This window comes from Fusobacterium ulcerans, assembly GCF_003019675.1.
GTDB classification, from domain to species: domain Bacteria; phylum Fusobacteriota; class Fusobacteriia; order Fusobacteriales; family Fusobacteriaceae; genus Fusobacterium_A; species Fusobacterium_A ulcerans.
This window is the reverse complement of sequence record NZ_CP028105.1, coordinates 671,616-692,023: the sequence shown is the minus strand read 5'-3', so window position 1 is coordinate 692,023 and position 20,408 is coordinate 671,616. Positions and strand designations below refer to the sequence as shown.

The window sequence follows — 20,408 nt, the reverse complement described above, 5'->3', positions numbered from 1 at the left end:
GTAATTAATCTTTAATTTTAGAAAGTTTTGTAGTATAATATGCTCATAACTAAACAGGGGGTTAAAAAAATATGAAAAAGAAGTTATCAATGATTTTTCTTTTATTAGTAATGGCTTTATTATCAGTAAATATTTATGCTGAAACAACTGTGACAGTTGCTCAAAATGCAGATGCAAAAACATTAGATCCTACAGCATCTAATGATGTACCTTCTCACAGAGTAACTCTTCAAATATATGATAATCTGGTAGACAGAGATCATGGAAAACTTGTTCCAGGGTTGGCAGAGAGCTGGACACAGGTAGATCCTTTAACTTTAGATGTAAAAATAAGAAAGAATATAAAATTCCACAATGGAGATCCAATGACTGTTGGAGATGTTGTATTCAGTCTTCAAAAAGCTAAAGATGCTCCAAGCATGATGAGTTTTTATTCTGATATAGATAAAATAGAAGCTATTGATGATGAAACAGTAAGAATAACAACAAAAAAACCTTTTGGACCGCTTGTAAATTATCTTGCTCATAAAGGTGCAGGAATAATGAGTGAAAAAGCAGTAAAAGCTGCTGGAGACAACTATGGACAGCATCCAATTGGAACAGGACCATTCATGTTTGATTCTTGGGTATCAGCAGACAGAATAGTTTTAAAAGCAAATCCAGATTATTACAAAGGAAAGCCTGCAATAGATACATTAGTATTCAGAGTTATACCTGAAGGAGTAAATAGAACAATAGCTCTGGAAACAAAAGAAGCAGATATTGCTTATGATATAGATCCTATTGATCATGATATGGTAAAACACCATTCAAATCTTACTCTTCTTCAAAAATCAGCTTTAACAATGAACTATTTAGGATTTAATACTGAAAAAGCTCCTTTTAACAAAAAAGAGGTAAGACAGGCAATAGCTTATGCAATAGATATGGACAGCATGATTGCAGCAGTATATTTAGGAGCAGCTTCTAAAGCAAATTCTCCAGTATCACCTGAAGTATTCGGATACAATAAAGATACTAAAGGATATGATTATAATGTAGCTAAAGCTAAAGAACTTTTGGCACAGGCTGGATATCCAAATGGATTTAAAGCAAAAATATGGACTAATGATAATGGAATCAGAAGAGATACCGCAGTTATTTTACAAGACCAATTAAAACAAATAGGAATAGATGCTACAATAGAAATTTTGGAATGGGGTTCTTACTTAGACAGATTAATAAGAAAAGAACATGATATGTTTTTATTAGGATGGACACCAAGTCCAGATGCTGACTCAGCTCTATACGCAGTTTTTCATTCTAAAAATCATGGAAGTGCTGGAAACAGAACTTATTATACAAATGCAAGAGTAGACGAGCTTCTTGATAAAGGAAGAGAGACTACTGTAGAAGCAGACAGAATAGAAAGTTATAAAGAAGCACAAGATATAATTATGGATGAGGTTCCATTAATTCCATTAGTTTATCCAGATAACAATGTTGGAATGCAGAAAACTATAAAAGGATTTGAACTTGATCCTGAAAATCAACATAATCTTTATCCAGTAAGTAAATAGGAGAATATAAAAATAGCAGGATGGCTGTATAAGCTACCTGCTATTTTTATATATTATATATTAAAACATCTTGGGGAAAGATTTTATATGTTTAATATACCAAGTAATTGTGACAAAAATGTTACAAAGAAAAAAATAAAATTTCAAAAAAAATCTTGATTTTAGGAATTAATGGGGTATACTTATAATGTTAGAGATTAAAATATCAGGAGGAGAGTGTTTTATGAAGAAAAAAATATTTACAATCTTAATGTTTATGATGATTGCTTTATTTAGTTTCAACACTATATATGCTGAGACAACTGTTGTAGTGGCACAAAATGCAGATGCTAAAAGTATGGATCCAACAGCATCAAATGATGTTCCATCTCACAGAGTATATCTTAATATTTATGATACTTTGATTGAAAGAGATCCAAGTATGAAACTGGTTCCAGCATTGGCAGAAAGTTGGGAGCAAATTGATCCATTGACTCTAGTACTGCATTTGAGAAAAGATGTTAAATTTCATAATGGAGATCCATTAAAGGCATCAGACGTTGTATTTAGTTTGACAAGAGCTAAAGAATCTCCAAGTCTGATGAGTTTCTTTTATGATGTAGATAAAGTGGAAGCTGTAGATGATAATACAGTTAAAATAACAACTAAAAAACCTTTTGGGCCATTAACAAATTACTTAGCTCATAAAGGTGCTGCTATTTTAAATGAAAAAGCAGTAAAAGCAGCCGGAAATGATTATGGACAACATCCAGTAGGAACAGGGCCATTTGTATTTGATTCTTGGAGATCAGGAGACAGAGTTACTTTAAAAGCAAACCCTAATTATTTCAAGGGAAAACCAGCGATAGATACATTAGTATTTAGAGTTATCCCAGAAGGGGTAAATAGAACAATATCTCTGGAGACAAAAGAAGCAGATATAGCTTATGATATAGATCCGGTGGATTTAAGAATGGTGAAAGAACATTCAGGATTAAACCTTATTCAAGAACCAGCAATGAATATTAATTATCTTGGATTTAATACTAAAAAAGCTCCTTTTGATAATAAACTTGTAAGACAGGCAATAGCATATGCTGTAGACAGACAAAGTATTATAGATGCAGTATATTTAGGAGCAGCTAATGAGGCTAACTCACCAGTATCTCCTAGCGTATTTGGATATAGCAAAGATGCAAAAAAATATTCTTTTAATGTGGCTAAGGCTAAGGAACTTTTGGCACAGGCTGGATATCCGAATGGATTTAAAACAAAAATATGGTTAAATGACAATACAGTAAGAAGAGATATAGCTGTTATACTTCAAGATCAATTAAAACAAGTAGGAATAGATCTTCAAATAGAAATATTAGAGTGGGGTTCATATCTTGACAGATTAGCAAGAGGGGAACATGATATGTTCTTGCTGGGATGGACTTCAAGTCCAGATGCTGACTCAGCTCTATATGCTTTATTCCATTCTAAAAATCATGGAAGCTCAGGAAATAGAACATATTTCACTAACCAAAGAATGGATCAGCTTCTGGATATGGGAAGAGAAAGTACAGTTCCAGAAGATAGAATCAACTATTATAAAGAAGCACAAGATATAGTTCAGGAAGAAGTTCCTATGCTTGTTCTTGTATATCCATATGATAATGTTGGATTACAAAAAACAATAAAAGGATTTATACTGGATGCTGAAAGTGAGCATCGTTTAATATATGTAAGCAAATAATTAATTGTAAAATAAAAATAGCAGAACAAACGGGGAAGTTTGCTCTGCTATTTTCATCTATATATAAAACATCTTGGGGAAAGATTTTATATGTTTAATATATCAAGTAATTGTGTCAGGAATGTTACAAAGAAAAAAATATTTTTTCCTTTAGTGAAAAATATTAAAAAATCTATGAAGAACTATTTAAAAATACAGACAGGTTTTTTTATAAATCAAAAGAAATAAAAAATAAATATAATTTATCTGAGAAATAGAAAAAATAGAGAAAATGAAAATAGCAGAGCAAACTGGGGAAGTTTGTTCTGCTATTTCCATCTATATATAAAACATCTTGGGGAAAGATTTTATATATTTAATATACCAAGTAATTGTGTCAGAAATGTTACAAAGAGAAAAATAAAATTTCAAAATTGGGAAAATTAACTGAGAATTTTCACAATAAGAATAACAGTTGTATAAAAAAGTAATTTACGATATAATTTAAGTGTTAATAATTTTTTATTTTAGAAGGGAAATAGCGAATGAAAGTTTCAATTTTAGGAAGTGGAAGCAGTGGAAACTCTATTTTTGTAGAGAATGATGGTATCAAACTTTTGGTTGATGCAGGTTTCAGCTGTAAAAAAATAGAGGAAAAATTAAAATGTATAGATAGAAATATAAATGAAATAGATGCTCTGTTGATAACGCATGAACATACAGATCATATACAGGGAGCAGGAATAATATCAAGGAAATATGACATTCCAATATATATAACACCAGAAAGTTATGCTGCTGGGGAGACTAAGCTTGGGAAAATTTCTGATAAAAATCTAAAGCTTATAACAAAGGACTTTTTTCTGAAAGATGGGATAAAAGTACGTCCTTTTGATGTGATGCATGACGCAGAAAGAACTATAGGATATAGATTGGAAACTGAATGTGGTAAAAGAATGGCTATATCAACAGATATAGGGTATGTGAGCAATACAGTGAGAGAATATTTTAAAGAAGTGGATATAATGGTTATTGAATGTAATTATGACTATAATATGCTGATGAAATGCAGTTATCCATGGGATCTGAAAGCAAGGGTAAAGGGAAGAAACGGACATCTTTCTAATAATGATGCAGCTAAATTTATAAAAGATATGTATACTGAAAGATTGAGAAAAGTATATCTTGCTCATATCAGTAAAGACAGTAATAATTACGACATAGTAAAAAATACTGTAAGAGATGAACTTTTAACTAATAACATAAAACTTGATTTTGAAATAGCTATGCAGGACAAAGTAACAGATGTCTTTGAGTTGTAAGGAGGTGTAGATGATGATAAATGAAGAAGTAGAAGAACTTTGGGAGACGATAAAGTTTGAAGTTGGAGGTCTTGGAAGCAATTATGGAGAGGGAGCTGACAGAAAACTTCTTATAGGAAGTGGAAACAAAGACGCTTCTGTTCTTTTCATAGGAGATGACCCAGATCTTTATCAAAATGAAGATTTGAAAGTTGCTTCTGGTTCTAGTGGAGAATTTCTTATAAAGCTATGTGACATAGAAGGAATACTTCCAGATGAATATTACATAACTACACTTGCTAAAAAAGACTGTAAGTTCAGAGACTATATGGAAGATGATCAAAATGAATTGATGGAAATGCTGGATATGCAGATAGCTCTTATAAATCCTGAAATAGTTGTGGCTTTAGGGCCAGAAGCAGCAAGAGCTCTCCTTAAAAGAGAAGTAAAGATAGGAGAGGAAAGAGGAAAGTTTATACAATGGACTGGAGGAATAAAACTTTTACTTACTTATGATGTGAATTTTGTAAAAAAATCCAGAAATGACAGTGGTAAAAAATCAAAAGTAGCTATAGAATTCTGGGCTGATCTTAAACTTTTGAAAGAGGAGATGTCGAAAGGGTATGGAGAAGAAGAGTATTAGAAATTATATAAGAGAAAAAAGAGAATCCCTTTCATATTCAGAAGTGGAAGAAACAAGTGAAAAAATAACAGAAGCATTATTGAAGAGCAGTTATTTTGAGGAAGCTGAAACAGTAATGAGCTACATGAGCTTTAAAAATGAAATAGATACTCATGAAATAAATAATGCTGTATTGAGTTCAGGAAAAAAACTTATACTTCCAAGAACAGTAGGAAAAGAAAAAATGGAAGCTGTAGAATATGGAAAAGGTCTTAAAAGAGGAGCTATGGGAATAGAAGAACCTATTGGAGAAGAATATACTGGGAAAATAGATTTGATAATAGTTCCAGGGGTAGCTTTTGATAAAGAAGGAAACAGAATAGGATTTGGAAGAGGATATTATGACAGGTTTTTAGAAAATTATTCAGATTCTGTGAAAATATCCATAGCTTATGATTTTCAATTAGTAGAAAAAATAGAAGCTGAGAAACATGATAAGAAAGTGGACATCATTTTTTTAAAAAATAATTTGATTGAAGCTAAGAAATATTGAAAAATCTGAGCTAATGTGATAAAATTTTATATTATTAAGAAAAAATTAGGAGGTTTCTTGTGTCAGGACATAGTAAATGGAATAACATCCAACATAGAAAAGGTGCTCAAGATAAAAAAAGAGCAAAATTATTCACTAAATTTGGAAGAGAATTAACAATAGCAGCTAAAGAGGGTGGAGGAGATCCATCTTTTAACCCTAGACTTAGACTTGCAATAGAGAAAGCAAAAGCTGGAAATATGCCTAAAGATATATTAGACAGAGCTATTAAAAAAGGAACTGGAGAATTGGAAGGTGTAGAATTCTCTGAAATCAGATATGAAGGATATGGTCCAGCAGGAACAGCTTTTATAGTTGATGTAGTTACAGACAATAAAAATAGATCAGCTTCAGAAGTGAGAATGACTTTCACTAGAAAAGGTGGAAATCTTGGAACTGATGGTGCTGTTGCATGGATGTTTAAGAAACAGGGAGTTATCACTGTAAAGTCAGAAGGAATAGATCCTGATGAATTTATGATGGCAGCTTTAGAAGCAGGAGCAGAGGATGTATCTGAAGAGGATGGAGTATTTGAAGTTATCACTGACTATACTGAATTCCAAACTGTTCTTGAAAATCTAAAAACAGCTGGATATGCTTATGAGGAAGCTGAAATTTCAATGAACCCAGAAAATAAAGTTGAGATCACTGATCTTGAAACTGCTAAAAAAGTAATGGTTCTTTATGATGCACTAGATGATCTTGATGATGTTCAAGATGTTTATGCTAACTTTGATATTGCAGATGAACTATTAGATCAATTAGATTAGAAAAAATATAGTGAGGGGGCTCAAGATTATTTTAGTTTTGAGCTGCCTCATAATTTTTATATAGAAGGAGGGAAATTTTAATGAGGAAAGAAGAATACAGAGATATGTATCAGCCTATAGAAGATGCTGAAATAAAGTATTTCGATGAAAAAAATACAAATAAGCTGAAAAGACTGGGAATAAAATCTTTGTATGATCTATTCTATTATTTCCCAAGAGCATATGATGACAGAACTAATATCATGAAGATAGGAGACCTTCGTGGAGATGAATATGTAGTTCTTAAAGCAACACTTCTTACAGTGAGTGCACCCCCCACTAGGTCGGGGCTGAAGATGGTCAAGGCGACAGCTACCGACAACACAGGGATATTAGAACTGGTATGGTTTCAAATGCCCTATCTCAGAAAAACTCTGAAGATAGGAGAGGAGTATATATTCATTGGTCAGATAAAAAGAGGTTATGTATATCAACTGGTAAATCCAGAATTCAAATTGAGCAGCAATCAACAAAAACTTGAGGCTGGAGAAATACTTCCTATATACAGTACAAGCAAAGAGATCCCCCAGAATACTCTTCGTAAGCTTATGAAAGAAGCTATGAAAAGTAAATTGTATATTTTTCAGGAGAATATTCCAGAAGAGATATTGAAAAAATATAAAGTAATGGACAGAGAACGTGCTATGAAAGAGATACATTTTCCAAGCAACAGCAAAAATCTTGAAGAAGCAAAGAGAAGATTTGCTATAGAGGAGCTGCTGGTACTGGAAATGGGAATACTTCAAAAAAGATTTGAAATGGACAGCCAGAATACAAGCAAGTATGAGCTGGAAGATAAGAAAACTTTAGTAAAACAGTATCTTGAAAATTTGACATTTTCTCTTACTAAAGCACAAAAAAAAGTCATAACAGAAATATACAGAGACCTTTCAAATGGAAGAATAATCAATAGACTTATACAGGGGGATGTTGGAAGTGGAAAGACAATAGTGTCCATGGTACTTCTGCTTTACATGGTAGAAAATTCATACCAAGGGGTATTGATGGCACCAACAGAAATACTTGCAGTACAGCACTATCTTTCTGTAAAGGATAAATTTGAAAAACTTGGAGTAAGAGTGGAACTTCTTACAGGAAGTTTTAAAGGGAAAGCTAAACAGAAGCTTCTGGACTCAATAAAAGAGGGAGAAGTGGATATAGTTATAGGAACTCATGCTCTTATAGAAGAGAACGTAGAATTTGAAAGACTTGGCCTGATAATAATAGATGAGCAACATAGGTTTGGAGTAGTACAGAGAAAATTACTGAGAGATAAGGGAGTTCTTGCCAATCTTGTGGTAATGAGTGCAACACCTATTCCAAGATCTCTTGCATTAAGTATATACGGAGATTTAGATGTATCAGTAATAGATGAACTTCCTCCAGGAAGAAAACCTATTAAAACTAAATGGATAGCAACAATAGATGAAACAAAAACTATGTATGAATTTATTGGGAAGAAACTTTCTCAAGGAAGACAGGCATATTTTGTTGCTCCCCTTATAGAAGAAAGTGAAAAGCTGGCAGCTAAATCTACTGAAGAACTACTTGAGGAAGTGAGCAAATATCTTCCTGATTATAGAATAGGAGTACTTCATGGAAGAATGAAGAATGCTGAAAAAGATGAAGTAATGAGCAGATTTAAAAATAAGGAACTGGACATAATGGTTTCAACTACTGTTATTGAAGTAGGAGTAGATGTGCCTAATGCTACAGTTATGGTAATAAATAATGCTGAAAGATTTGGACTTTCTGCTCTCCACCAGTTGAGAGGAAGAGTAGGAAGAGGAGAATATCAGTCATACTGTTTTTTAGTGTCTAGGACAGATAATGCCGTTTCTAAATCAAGACTTCAGGTAATGGAAGAAACACAGGATGGATTTAAAATAGCAGAGGAAGATTTGAAGCTTAGAAAATCAGGAGAGATATTTGGAACAAAACAAAGTGGATTCAGTGATCTTAAATTTACAGATATAGTTCATGATGTGAAAACTATCAAACTTGTAAAGGATATCTGTACAGATTATCTTAAAGAAAATAAAGGGATAATAAAAAATAGATATCTGAAATATGATATTGAAGAAAAATTTAAAGAAAATTAGAAAAAAAAATTAAAATGTGATAAAATATAGAGTAAATTATAGAAAATTCGGAGGGTAAAATGAGATTTAGCAAGAGTTATATAAAAACACTTAAAGAAACTCCAAAAGAAGCGGAAACAGCAAGTCATAAACTTCTATTGAGAGCAAGCATGATAAAAAAACTTACAAGTGGAGTTTATACATACTTACCACTAGGGTATAAAGCTTTGAAAAAAGTAGAAAATATAGTAAGAGAAGAAATGGACAGAGCAGGTTCACAGGAAATATTGATGCCAGTTCTTCAGCCAGCTGAATTATGGAAAGAAAGCGGAAGATGGGACGTAATGGGGCCTCTAATGATGAAGCTTCAAGATAGAAATAAAAGAGATTTCGTATTAGGACCAACTCATGAGGAAGTTGTTACTGACTTAATAAGAAATGATATCTCATCATATAAAGCTCTTCCATTGAGTCTTTATCAAATTCAAACTAAATTCAGAGATGAGATAAGACCAAGATTTGGACTTATGAGAGGAAGAGAGTTTGTTATGAAAGATGCTTATTCTTTCCATGCAACTGCTGAATCTTTAGATGAAGAATTTTTAAATATGAGAGATACTTATTCAAGAATATTCTCAAGATGCGGACTTAAATTCAGACCAGTAGAAGCAGATTCAGGAGCAATCGGAGGAAGCGGATCTCAAGAATTTCATGTACTAGCTGATTCTGGAGAAGATGAAATTATCTATTGTGATTCTTGTTCATATGCTGCAAATGTGGAAACTGCTGTGAGCAGAGTGGAAGCGTCTCCAGTGGAAGAACTTAAAAATGCAGAATTAATAGATACTCCAAATGTTTCTAAAATAGATGATATCGTACAATTCCTTAATATTCCTTACAGCAAAACTGTAAAAGCTATGATGTATAGAGATATGGGAAATGATCAGGTATACATGGTTTTAATGAGAGGAGATTATGAAGTAAACGAAACAAAACTTAAAAATATAGTAAATGCTGTAGAAGTTGCTCTTCTTACAGATGAAGAACTTGAAAAACATGGATTGATAAAAGGATTTATTGGACCATATGGAATAGAATTAGGAGATATAAAAGTAATAGCAGACACTGCTGTAACTGAAATAAACAACCATACAGCTGGTGGAAACAAGATGGATACTCACTACATAAATGTAAATTATGGAAGAGATTACAAAGCTGACATAGTAGCAGATATTAAAACTGTAAAAGTTGGAGAAACTTGTGAAAGATGTGGAGGAAAACTTCATAGTGCAAGAGGAATAGAAGTAGGACATATCTTCAAACTTGGAGATAAATATTCTAAAGCTTTGAATGCTACTTTCCTTGATGATAAGGGAGAAAGTAAAGTAATGTTGATGGGATGTTACGGAATAGGAGTATCAAGAACTCTTGCTTCTGCAATAGAACAAAATAATGATGAATTTGGAATTATCTGGCCTACAGCTTTAGCTCCTTACATTGTTGATGTAATTCCAGCTAATGTAAAAAATGAAGAGCAAGTAAAAGTAGCAGAAGAAATATATGAAGCTCTTTTAAATGATGGAATAGATTCTATGATAGATGACAGAGATGAGAGACCTGGATTCAAATTTAAAGATGCAGATCTTATTGGATTCCCATTCAAAGTTGTTTCTGGAAAAAGAGCTGGAGAAGGAATAGTAGAACTTAAAATCAGAAGAACTGGAGAAACTCTTGAAATATCTAAAGATGATGTAGTTTCAACAGTAAGAGAACTGATGAAAAAATATTAATTGAAGTGAAGTTGAAGAGGCAGATGGATTTTTCGACCTGCCTCTTTTTCTATTTATTTTAAATGGGGGAACACTATGAGTGAGAAGAGAGAGAGTTTTACAGGAAAAATAGGGTTTATGCTTTCATGTGTAGGAGCAGCTATTGGACTTGGAAATATATGGTTATTTTCTTGGAAATTAGGAAAATATGGAGGAGCAGCCTTCCTTATACCATATTTTATATTTATTGCATTATTTGCAGTAGTTGGTCTTGTAGGGGAAATATCATTTGGAAGAATGATGAAAAAAGGAATATTTGGATTGCCTGAAATAATAAAAAATACAAAGATACCTTTCAAAAAGTGTCTTCCAGTAATTCCTATAATATCAGTAACAGGAGTATTTATATTCTATGTTATAGTTTTTGGATGGGTAATAAGATATTTCTTTTCATATCTTACTGGAGCTATAAATCATGTTGAGTATGGAGAATATTTTGGACAGCTTGCAGGGCAGACAGCATCTATACCATGGCATGTAATAGGGATAGTTTTCAGTGTAGTGGTTATATCACTGGGAGTTGTAAAAGGAATAGAAAAGATAAATAAAATAATAATGCCTTTGATGTTTGTAATATTTTTAGGGCTTATGGTAAGATCTCTTACTTTGCCAAATGCAATAACTGGAGTTCATTTTCTTCTTCAGCCTGACTGGAGTATGCTTAAAGATCCAATGACATGGATAATGGCACTGGGACAGGCATTTTTCACAGTGGGACTTAGTGGATCAGCACTTCTGGTGTATGGAAGTTATCTTGGTGATGATGTAAATATATTTGAAAGTGTAGTACAGACTTGTTTTCTTGATACAATGGCAGCTCTTATGGCTGGATTCATAATAATACCAGCAGCTTTTGCTTTTGGATTAGATGCTGGAGCAGGTCCTTCACTTCTATTTATAACTATACCAGCAATATTTTCACATATTCCAGGGGGAACATTCCTTGGAGGAATATTTTTCCTAAGTGTTATATTTGCAGCTCTTTCATCTGCTATCAATCAGCTGGAAGTACCAGTAGAATCAGTTATGGACAGATTTGGATTTTCAAGAAAAAAATCTGCTGTGGTGGTAGGGGTAGTAGCCCTTGCTATAGGATTAGTTTTAGATTTAAATATGAATTACTTTGGTAAATTTGCTGATTTTGTATCAGTTATTCTTATTCCATTAGGGGCAGTTATATCTCTAGGAATATATTTTTACTGCATAGATAAAAATAAAGTAATTGCTGAAATTAATAAAGGAAGCAATTTTAAAACTGGAAGTATAATAGTATGGTTTGGAAGATATATATTTATTCCGGGAACAGTTATAATAATAATTCTGGGTCTTATCTATGGTGGTATAGGATAGGACTTGACAAAATGAATTAAATTATTTATAATCATATACAAGTAATATAGTAGAATAGTAGAAGCAGTAAAAAAGTAAGATTATGTAGAATAGTAGGATTGTAGGATAGGAAAATAATTAATTTAATGATATATCAAAGTATCTCCTTTTCAGGAAATATCTTTTTGTATTATTTTGCCTTTTTACAATTTTATGTAGGAAGGCTTTTTTTATGCAAAAAAGAGGAGAGATGAAAATGAGAGAAAAATTTAAGAACAGCTTGGTTTTGGATATTCTTCCAATAATTTTTATTATTGTATTTGGAGAAATATCAATACTTCAATGGAGAACAGGGGTAGTTCCTCCTATATTAGCAGGAGTAGTAGTGTCTGGAACAATAGCATTTATGAGAGGAGAAACTCTTAGAAATATTGAAGATGCAATGGGAAGCGGAGTAAAAAGAGTATTTCCAGCACTTCTTACAGTTATTCTGGTTGGGCTTATTGTCAGCAGCTGGATAATCGGAGGAATAATTCCATCTATGGTTTACTGGGGATTTAAAGTGATAGATTTTAGATTTTTTGTTCCTATTGTTATGGCTATGACTGGTGCTGTGGCAATTATAACAGGAACATCTTTTACATCTATTGGAACTATTGGAGTATCATTCATCATAATAGCCAAACAAGTAGGAATTCCTCTTGAAATAACAGCAGGGGCAATAGTATCAGGAGCTTTTCTTGGAGATAAAATGTCTCCTTTATCTGATACAACAAATATATCTGCTGCTCTTGGAAAAACTGATCTTTTTGAACATATACAATATATGCTTATGGACACAATTCCAGCTTTTATTATAGCTATGATAGGATTTACAATAGTTGGAAATAATATAGCAGTAGAAAATATAAATATGGATAATATAAATGGATTTTTAACAGAGATGGAAACAGTTTTTAATGTAACTCCAGCGCTTCTTTTAATTCCACTTGCTGTTATAATTTTAGGGATAAAAAAAATACCATCAAATATAGTTCTTTTCTCCTCAGTGATAATGGGAGTATTAAGCAGTTTTGTATTTCAGAATTTTAAAACAGTAGATATAATGAGAAGTACTATATTGGGAGTAAATCAGAAATTTAATGATCCTTCAGTAACAAAATTATTTGCCAGAGGGGGAATGAATGAAGTAAGTGGAACTGTGATAATCATAATATTTATAGGATGTCTTGTTGGAATAATAAATGAATGTCATTCTTTTGATAATCTTTTAAATAAGATACAGCAGGGAATAAAAAGTTCAAGACAACTTACTGTAACAGTATTTTTAGTTTCTCTTGGAGTAGGATTTGTAACAGGGGCACAGCTTCTAGCAATTATTCTGCCAATATCTATATTTCTTCCACTTTTTGAGAAATTTAATTTAAAAAATAAAAATATAACAAGAATAGTAGAAGCAACTGGAACTGTTGGAATAACTCTTGTTCCATGGAGTGTTCCGGGAATATTTATAGCAGGAACTTTAGGGGTAGACATGGCTAAAGTAATTCCTTACCTGTTCTTTCCAATAGCTTTATTAGTAGTAAATTTATTTTTTAATATAACAGAAATAGGAACAAGTAAATTAGATAATGAGGATAAAGAAGAAAGAAAGGTTAAAAAAGGAAGTATTATATTTAATATTTTCAGCAGATAAAAGAAAATAAATGATTTTAAACAGCTTTGAGTCTTTCAGGGCTGTTTTTTTATTATAATTAAAAAAAATTATAAATAAAAAAATGAAATGAAGAGGACTGACCGTATAATGTTGTAAAGATATAATATAAAGCCAAAATATTATTCAAACTATAATTCATGAATACCATAAATCTGTTCAGATAAATTTTTATTAAAAGTTTTTGGATATTTTTAATAAAAATAATAAAAATTCATTATAAACTGTTCTATTTAAAATAAAAATTCCCGTTTAAAAAACAAAAATATAGTTGACATTAAAGGTCCACGATGGTATTATGAATATATAGTAAAAAAACATTAAATTTAATTTTGTATCCATTATAAAAAAGTTTTAAGAGTTATTTTGAACATTAAAACAGAAGGAGGCAGTATATGTTTTTTAAAACAACAGAAGATCATGAAAATTTGCGTATGAAGATAAGGGAATTTGCCGAAACAGAGGTAAAGCCGATAGCTTTTATGTTAGATAAGGAGAATGAATTTCCAACAGAAGCTGTAAAAAAACTTGGAGAAATGGGAGTGCTTGGAATACCATTTCCAAAAGAGTATGGTGGAGCAGGATTGGATATGATCAGTTATGCAATCGCTGTTGAAGAGTTATCAAGAGTAGATGGAGGAACAGGAGTAATTTTATCAGCCCATGTTTCTTTAGGATCTTATCCTATTTTTGCTTATGGAACTGAGGAACAGAAACAAAAATACTTGGTACCATTAGCAAAAGGTGAAAAATTGGGAGCTTTTGGACTTACAGAACCAAATGCTGGAAGTGATGCTGGTGGAACTGAAACAACAGCAGTATTAGAAGGAGATTACTACATTCTTAATGGTGGAAAAATATTTATAACAAATGCTGATAAAGCTGAAACATATATAGTTTTTGCAGTTACAACTCCTGATATAGGAACAAGAGGAATAAGTGCTTTCATAGTTGAAAAAGGATGGGAAGGATTTACATTTGGAGATCACTATGACAAAATGGGTATCCGTTCATCATCAACTGCTGAATTGATATTTAATAATGTAAAAGTGCCGAAAGAAAACCTTTTAGGGAAAGAGGGAGAAGGATTTAAAATTGCTATGTTTACACTGGATGGTGGAAGAATAGGAATAGCTTCTCAAGCTTTGGGAATCGCTCAGGGTGCTTTTGAAAATGCTCTTGCTTATGCAAAAGAAAGAGAACAGTTTGGAAAACCTATCGCTTTCCAACAGGTAATTTCTTTTAAATTAGCTGATATGGCAACAAAATTAAGAGCAGCAAGATTCTTAGTATACAGTGCTGCTGAATTAAAAGAAAATCACGAAGATTATGCTATGGAATCTGCTATGGCAAAACAATATGCTTCAGATGTATGTCTGGAAATAGTAAATGAAGCACTTCAAATTTTTGGAGGAACTGGATATCTTAAAGGTATGGAAGTGGAACGTGCTTATCGTGATGCAAAAATCTGTACTATATATGAGGGAACAAATGAAATACAAAGAGTAGTTATAGCTTCTCATTTGATTGGAAAAATGCCTAAGAGCGATGGGGGATCTAAGAAACCATCATCAAAAGGTCATGCAACAGGTATTCGTAAAAATATGATATTAAAAGAAGGTAGTGCGAAAGAGAGAGTAGAGGCATTAGTAGAAGCGTTAAAAGCTGATGGTTATGACTTTACTGTAGGAATAGATTTAGATACACCTATATCACAGGCTGATCGTGTAGTAAGTGCTGGAAAAGGAATTGGACCAAAAGAGAATATGGAGCTTATTAAAAATCTGGCTATACAAGCTGGAGCTGCAATAGGATCATCTAGACCAGTGGCTGAAACTTTAAAATATCTTCCATTAAATCGTTATGTTGGAATGTCAGGACAAAAGTTTAATGGTAACTTGTATATAGCTTGTGGAATTTCAGGAGCAGGACAGCATCTGAAAGGAATAAAAGATGCTACAACAATAGTAGCTATTAATAATAATCCAAATGCACCAATATTTAAAAATGCTGACTATGGAATAATAGGAAATGTAGAAGAAATACTTCCTTTACTTACTGCTGCGTTAGATGATGGAGAACCTAAAAAAGAAGCTCCTCCAATGAAAAAAATGAAGAGAGCAATTCCTAAAAAAGAAATTCCTACTTGGAAACGTCACGTTTGTAATGGATGCGGATATGAATATGATCCAGCTGTAGGAGACGAAGAGAATGATATTAAACCAGGAACACTTTTTGAAGCTCTTCCTGAAGAGTGGATCTGTCCAATATGTGGAGAAAGTAAGGATATGTTTATTGAAGTTTAAGATATGAGTAAAAAATTTAAGCTGTTTTAAGCATAAAGGAGGAGTAATTCATGCATAATGTTAGAAAAGTAACTGAAGATTTATATTGGGTAGGAGGAGATGATCATCGCCTTCATTTATTTGAAAATATACATCCCATTCCTAGAGGAGTTTCATATAATTCATACCTTTTATTAGATAAAAAAACTGTTTTATTTGATACTGTAGACTGGTCAATAGGACGTCAATTTATAGAAAATATACAAGCAGTTTTAGATGGAAGACCTTTGGACTATATGGTTATCAATCATATGGAGCCTGACCATGCTGCTATGATTGAAGAAGTAATGCTTCGTTATCCTAAAGTTAAAGTTATCAGCAATGAAAAAGCTTTTTATCTTATGAATCAATTTGGATTCCATATAGATAGCTCAAAAACTCAGGAAGTAAAAGAGGGAGATAAGATATCTTTTGGAAAACATGAAATTCTGTTTGTTGCAGCACCAATGGTTCACTGGCCAGAAGCTATGGTAAGTTTTGATCTGACTAATGGAGTATTGTTCAGTGCAGATGCTTTTGGATCTTTTGGATCTTTAGATGGAAAACTATTTAATGATGAAGTAAAATTTGATAGAGAATGGCTTGATGATGCAAGACGTTATTATACAAATATAGTTGGAAAATACGGACCTCATGTACAGTCGCTTTTAAAGAAAGCTGCTGGAATAGATATAAAAATCATATGTCCACTGCATGGTCCAGTTTGGCGTAGTGATCTAGGATATTTCCTTGAAAAATATGATAAATGGAGCAGATATGAGCCTGAAGAAAAAGGAGTAATGATTGTATATGCTTCTATGTATGGAAATACAGAAAATGCTGTTTCTGTACTAGCTTCTAAGCTTGTAGAAAAAGGAATGACTAATGTGGTAATGTATGATGTTTCTAAAACTCATGTATCACAATTAATATCTGAAACATTTAAATACAGCCATGTGGTACTGGCTTCAGTAACATACAACCTTGGAATTTATCCATTGATGCATAACTATCTGATGGATATGAAAGCTCTGAATTTACAAAAGAGAACTTTTGGTATTCTGGAAAATGGTTCATGGGCATGTGAATCTGGTAAATTGATGCAGGAATTCTTAGAAGGTATGAGAGAAATGACAGTACTGAATGAAAGAGTTACATTAGCTTCTTCTATGAATGAAAGCACAGATGAGGAAATGAATATTTTTGTTAACAGCATACTTGAATCAATGAAAGAAAAAAATTAATTTAATAGTAGAGAAAAGCTCACTGGAAAACCAGTGGGCTTTTTTTAGGTAAATAAATAAATAGCACAGTAACTATTAATATGGTAGAATTTAATAAGAGTTATCCTGTATCTAAAGCAGAAATTTTGAGGAGAATAATATATGGAAAAATTACAGAAATATAAAAGAGCAGTTATTTTTTCTGGAGGAGGTTCCAGATTTGCTATTTATGGTGGAATATTTTCTGCAATGGAAGACAGGGGATATATACCTGATCTTATTATAGGAACTTGTGGTGGGGCAATGGCATCTGCTATTATAAATTCTTTTGAAACGAATAATGAGAGAAAAGAGTATATGAAATCATTGGAATTATATAATTTTATAAAATCGCTAAAACTCACAAAAGAGAAAATGCTCTATAGAATAGGAATCGACTGTAAATTAAGAGAATTAAGAAAAAATCTATATATAGAAAATATTTTTGACAAGTATCTAGTGGATATACCTGAAGATTTAGAAAAATATCTTCCTTCATTAAATAGACAGAAAAATTCTATTACTGGAACTGCTATTATTGGTTCAAAAATATTGTTTAGCAAAGATGAAACAGGGAAAAAATGTGAAAACAGGAAGCTCTACCAAAAAATTATTTTTACTGATAAGAAAACAGAAAAGTTATTAAAAGATGAGCTGTATAGAAACTCTAAGATTTTTCAGAAAAGTACAATAATGGAAAAAACAGCAGTTATGACTGATGTTGATTTATTGAAGGCAGCAAGAATATCTGCATCAGATATGTTTTATACTAAGCCTGTATTATACAATGGTGAATATTTTGCTGGGGGAGCAGTAGATCTTATACCAATAGAATTAGCAAAAATATTGGCTGATGAAGTAGTTTTAGAATTAAAACAGGAATATGACAAAGTAGAGGATTCTTCTGTAAGATCAGTTCTAGGATATAGTGGAAATGAGAGGTTGAGAGAAATACATGACTCCTATGGAGACTATTGGATAGATACATCTGATGTCCCTAAAAAATTGAAAGGACATTATGTAACAGCTAAACTGAATCTGTTTAAATTACAAGTTGAATTATCTGTTCCTGATGACTATGAAAAATTTAAAAATGATGTAGAACTTCAATGGAAATATGGTTATGAACGTACAGTGGAAGCATTATCAAATAAAAAAAATAATAAGGAAAATATGAGAAACAAAAATATATATAATACCTCTGAAACATTGAGAAAAATGAATACTGGAGGAGTATAATGAAAATATTTATTGCAGGGGGAACATCGGGAATAGGGCTGGCAGTTGCCAGAAAATACTTAGAACAAGGTCATGAAGTAGGAGTTTGCGGGAGAAGCCAGGAAAAAATAGATGCAATAGAAAAACATGAAAAACTGAAAATATACAGACTTGATATATATAATAAACTGTCTTTTGAAGCAGCAGTAAAAGATTTTTCAAAAGGGGAACTGGATATAATGATAGCTTCAGCAGGGAGCTATTCAAACAGCCGTACTGGAAGACTGACTCAAGATGAAGCTGTAAATATGCTGAAGGTGAATATATCTGGAACTTTAAATGCTTTTGAAATAGCCAGAGAAATTATGCTGAAAAATGGAAAGGGGCATATTGCTGCAATTTCTTCAGTGGCAGCTCTGCTGGAATATTCTGGAGCATCTGTATACAGCAAATCAAAGAGAGTTGTTATAAATTTATGTGAAGCATACAGAGAAGCTTTATCAGATTTTGGAATAGGAGTGACTGCTGTTATTCCAGGATATATAGACACTTTAAAATTGAGAGAATTGAATAATAATGATGTATCTAAAAAACCTTTTATAATGACAGAGGAATATGCAGCTGATATTATAATTAAAAGTATTGAAGAAAATAGAGATAAAATAATATTTCCAAAGAAAATGAAAATAGCAGTATCTATTCTTTCAATGTTTCCTAAAAAAATATTAAGTATGATATTATTGAGGAAAAAGAATGAAAAATAAAAATATAAATCTGAAAGTACAGAGTTTTTTATGGATGTCTTTAAGTTATATAATTTTTTTATTTCTTTATGAAATGGCTGGAAAGTATAGTTCTGCTTTGAGCTCAGTGCCATCATTTTATTTTAGATGGGAAGAAGATATTCCATTTATTTCATGGATGATAATTCCATATATAAGCTCAGGGATATTTTTTATATGTGTATTCTTTGTCTGTAAAACAAAAGAAAGCCTGTACACATTAGTAAAACGAATAAATTTTATAACAATAGTGTCAGCAGTTTCTTTTTTTGTTTTTCCTTTGAAATTTGCATTTGAAAAACCTGAAGTAAAAAATATTTTTTTCAATTTCTTTTTTCAGTTTCTTGAAAGAATGGATACAGATTTTAATCAGTGCCCCTCTTTGCATATCAGCTATGCAGTAATATTTACAATAGTATTTTATAAGGAGATAAAAAGCAAAGCAAAATATCCGTTCTGTGTTTGGTTTTTTCTGCTGGGATTATCTACTATTTTTATTTATCAGCATCATGTAATAGATGTAATATTTTCTCTGGGTCTTACTCTTTTTACCATTTTTATTTTTCCTGAAAGAGATAATAAAAGAAATAGAAAAGTAGGGTTTATATATTTTTTACTTAGTTTTATATTATTTACAATAGGATTGATATTTTTTAATTGGACTAGGATATTATTATGGAGCTCTCTATCTTTTTTTCTTGTGGGAAAAGCTTATGCAGAGAATAATTCTGAATTTTTGAAGAAAGATGGAAAAATAGCTCTTCACAATAAAATAATACATTTACCTTATCTGCTTTGCTATAATATTTTATGGAGATATTTTAGAAAATATGAGAATGAACCTTGGAGGGAGATTGCTCCTGATATCTTTATTGGTTCGAAATTAAATAATGAAGAGGCAGAGATTTTTCTTTCTGATAAAAAAGTCATTGTAATAGATCTGGCAGCAGAATCAGAGGAGAATAATATATTAAAAAGAGGGAGTAGAGAATATCATTCCTTTCCTCTTTTGGATATCTGCAATTTAAAAGAAGATATATTCTTATCAGCTTTAGAATTAGCAGTAGAGAAATATAAGGATTTAAAAGAAAATGAAAAAATATATATACACTGTTTAATGGGATATTCAAGAAGTGCAGCCTTAGGAAGTGCTTTTTTAAGAAAGAATTATCACATTGAAAGCAAGGAGGCTGTTTTTAGAATAAAGAAATTAGTAAAAAATGCTGTAATTCCAGACTATATACTGGATAATATCAAAGAATGCTAGTGCATTCAAATAAGGAGAATTCT

General features: G+C 31.8%; 15 protein-coding genes. All 15 read left to right on the top strand.

Annotated elements, in window-relative coordinates; translation table 11 throughout:
* The first annotated feature begins 71 nt into the window (after positions 1-71).
* The 15 genes from C4N20_RS03170 to C4N20_RS03100 all read left to right on the top strand — a co-directional run bounded on the left by C4N20_RS03170 (position 72) and on the right by C4N20_RS03100 (position 20,385).
* A complete protein-coding gene (locus C4N20_RS03170; RefSeq protein ID WP_005980940.1) occupies positions 72-1,559 on the top strand; it encodes a glutathione ABC transporter substrate-binding protein in 1,488 nt (495 codons plus the stop codon).
* A gap of 223 nt (positions 1,560-1,782) precedes the next feature.
* A complete protein-coding gene (locus C4N20_RS03165; protein WP_005980942.1) occupies positions 1,783-3,276 on the top strand; it encodes a glutathione ABC transporter substrate-binding protein in 1,494 nt (497 codons plus the stop codon).
* A 524-nt stretch (positions 3,277-3,800) separates the two neighbouring features.
* The gene (locus tag C4N20_RS03160; protein WP_005980944.1) at positions 3,801-4,577 is read left to right on the top strand and encodes an MBL fold metallo-hydrolase; all 777 of its coding nucleotides are present in this window, start codon (positions 3,801-3,803) and stop codon (positions 4,575-4,577) included.
* Positions 4,578-4,587: 10 nt separating this feature from the next.
* Complete coding sequence (locus tag C4N20_RS03155; RefSeq protein WP_005980946.1) at positions 4,588-5,199, top strand: uracil-DNA glycosylase; 612 nt, start codon at positions 4,588-4,590, stop codon at positions 5,197-5,199.
* Positions 5,180-5,731 carry a 5-formyltetrahydrofolate cyclo-ligase gene (locus C4N20_RS03150; protein ID WP_005980948.1) on the top strand — a complete coding sequence of 184 codons (552 nt, stop codon included), beginning with the start codon at positions 5,180-5,182 and terminating at the stop codon, positions 5,729-5,731. Before C4N20_RS03155 ends, C4N20_RS03150 begins: the two co-directional genes overlap by 20 nt.
* A 59-nt stretch (positions 5,732-5,790) precedes the next feature.
* Positions 5,791-6,540 (top strand): YebC/PmpR family DNA-binding transcriptional regulator, encoded by a 750-nt coding sequence (locus tag C4N20_RS03145; protein ID WP_005980950.1) that lies wholly within the window; start codon positions 5,791-5,793, stop codon positions 6,538-6,540.
* An 80-nt stretch (positions 6,541-6,620) separates the two neighbouring features.
* Complete coding sequence (recG, locus tag C4N20_RS03140; RefSeq protein ID WP_005980952.1) at positions 6,621-8,681, top strand: ATP-dependent DNA helicase RecG; 2,061 nt, start codon at positions 6,621-6,623, stop codon at positions 8,679-8,681.
* Positions 8,682-8,740: 59 nt separating this feature from the next.
* Positions 8,741-10,450, top strand: coding sequence for a proline--tRNA ligase (locus C4N20_RS03135; protein ID WP_005980954.1), 1,710 nt, complete (start codon positions 8,741-8,743; stop codon positions 10,448-10,450).
* Positions 10,451-10,525: 75 nt separating this feature from the next.
* Positions 10,526-11,839, top strand: a complete 1,314-nt coding sequence (locus C4N20_RS03130; protein WP_005980956.1) for a sodium-dependent transporter — start codon at positions 10,526-10,528, stop codon at positions 11,837-11,839.
* Between the two features lie 235 nt (positions 11,840-12,074).
* The gene (locus C4N20_RS03125; RefSeq protein ID WP_005980958.1) at positions 12,075-13,514 is read left to right on the top strand and encodes a Na+/H+ antiporter NhaC family protein; all 1,440 of its coding nucleotides are present in this window, start codon (positions 12,075-12,077) and stop codon (positions 13,512-13,514) included.
* Between the two features lie 413 nt (positions 13,515-13,927).
* A complete protein-coding gene (locus tag C4N20_RS03120) occupies positions 13,928-15,838 on the top strand; it encodes an acyl-CoA dehydrogenase family protein (protein WP_005980960.1) in 1,911 nt (636 codons plus the stop codon).
* 50 nt (positions 15,839-15,888) lie between these two features.
* The gene (locus C4N20_RS03115) at positions 15,889-17,100 is read left to right on the top strand and encodes an FprA family A-type flavoprotein (RefSeq protein ID WP_005980962.1); all 1,212 of its coding nucleotides are present in this window, start codon (positions 15,889-15,891) and stop codon (positions 17,098-17,100) included.
* Positions 17,101-17,241: 141 nt separating this feature from the next.
* Entirely contained in the window at positions 17,242-18,357 is a 1,116-nt protein-coding gene (locus tag C4N20_RS03110) for a patatin-like phospholipase family protein (RefSeq protein WP_005980964.1), read from the top strand.
* Positions 18,357-19,100 carry an SDR family NAD(P)-dependent oxidoreductase gene (locus C4N20_RS03105; RefSeq protein ID WP_005980966.1) on the top strand — a complete coding sequence of 248 codons (744 nt, stop codon included), beginning with the start codon at positions 18,357-18,359 and terminating at the stop codon, positions 19,098-19,100. The genes C4N20_RS03110 and C4N20_RS03105 overlap by 1 nt, the downstream gene beginning before the upstream one ends.
* On the top strand, positions 19,090-20,385 hold the full coding sequence (locus C4N20_RS03100) for a dual specificity protein phosphatase family protein (protein ID WP_005980968.1): 1,296 nt from the start codon (positions 19,090-19,092) through the stop codon (positions 20,383-20,385). Before C4N20_RS03105 ends, C4N20_RS03100 begins: the two co-directional genes overlap by 11 nt.
* The last annotated feature ends 23 nt before the right edge of the window (positions 20,386-20,408 follow it).

Bases quoted from the DNA above. Each gene is read 5' to 3' on its own strand.
- C4N20_RS03110 (WP_005980964.1), top strand. From the start codon at position 17,242: ATGGAAAAATTACAGAAATATAAAAGAGCAGTTATTTTTTCTGGAGGA.
- recG (WP_005980952.1), top strand. From the start codon at position 6,621: ATGAGGAAAGAAGAATACAGAGATATGTATCAGCCTATAGAAGATGCT.
- C4N20_RS03150 (WP_005980948.1), top strand. From the start codon at position 5,180: ATGGAGAAGAAGAGTATTAGAAATTATATAAGAGAAAAAAGAGAATCC.
- C4N20_RS03120 (WP_005980960.1), top strand. From the start codon at position 13,928: ATGTTTTTTAAAACAACAGAAGATCATGAAAATTTGCGTATGAAGATA.
- C4N20_RS03105 (WP_005980966.1), top strand. From the start codon at position 18,357: ATGAAAATATTTATTGCAGGGGGAACATCGGGAATAGGGCTGGCAGTT.
- C4N20_RS03170 (WP_005980940.1), top strand. From the start codon at position 72: ATGAAAAAGAAGTTATCAATGATTTTTCTTTTATTAGTAATGGCTTTA.
- C4N20_RS03160 (WP_005980944.1), top strand. From the start codon at position 3,801: ATGAAAGTTTCAATTTTAGGAAGTGGAAGCAGTGGAAACTCTATTTTT.
- C4N20_RS03165 (WP_005980942.1), top strand. From the start codon at position 1,783: ATGAAGAAAAAAATATTTACAATCTTAATGTTTATGATGATTGCTTTA.
- C4N20_RS03115 (WP_005980962.1), top strand. From the start codon at position 15,889: ATGCATAATGTTAGAAAAGTAACTGAAGATTTATATTGGGTAGGAGGA.
- C4N20_RS03155 (WP_005980946.1), top strand. From the start codon at position 4,588: ATGATGATAAATGAAGAAGTAGAAGAACTTTGGGAGACGATAAAGTTT.
- C4N20_RS03125 (WP_005980958.1), top strand. From the start codon at position 12,075: ATGAGAGAAAAATTTAAGAACAGCTTGGTTTTGGATATTCTTCCAATA.
- C4N20_RS03135 (WP_005980954.1), top strand. From the start codon at position 8,741: ATGAGATTTAGCAAGAGTTATATAAAAACACTTAAAGAAACTCCAAAA.
- C4N20_RS03100 (WP_005980968.1), top strand. From the start codon at position 19,090: ATGAAAAATAAAAATATAAATCTGAAAGTACAGAGTTTTTTATGGATG.
- C4N20_RS03130 (WP_005980956.1), top strand. From the start codon at position 10,526: ATGAGTGAGAAGAGAGAGAGTTTTACAGGAAAAATAGGGTTTATGCTT.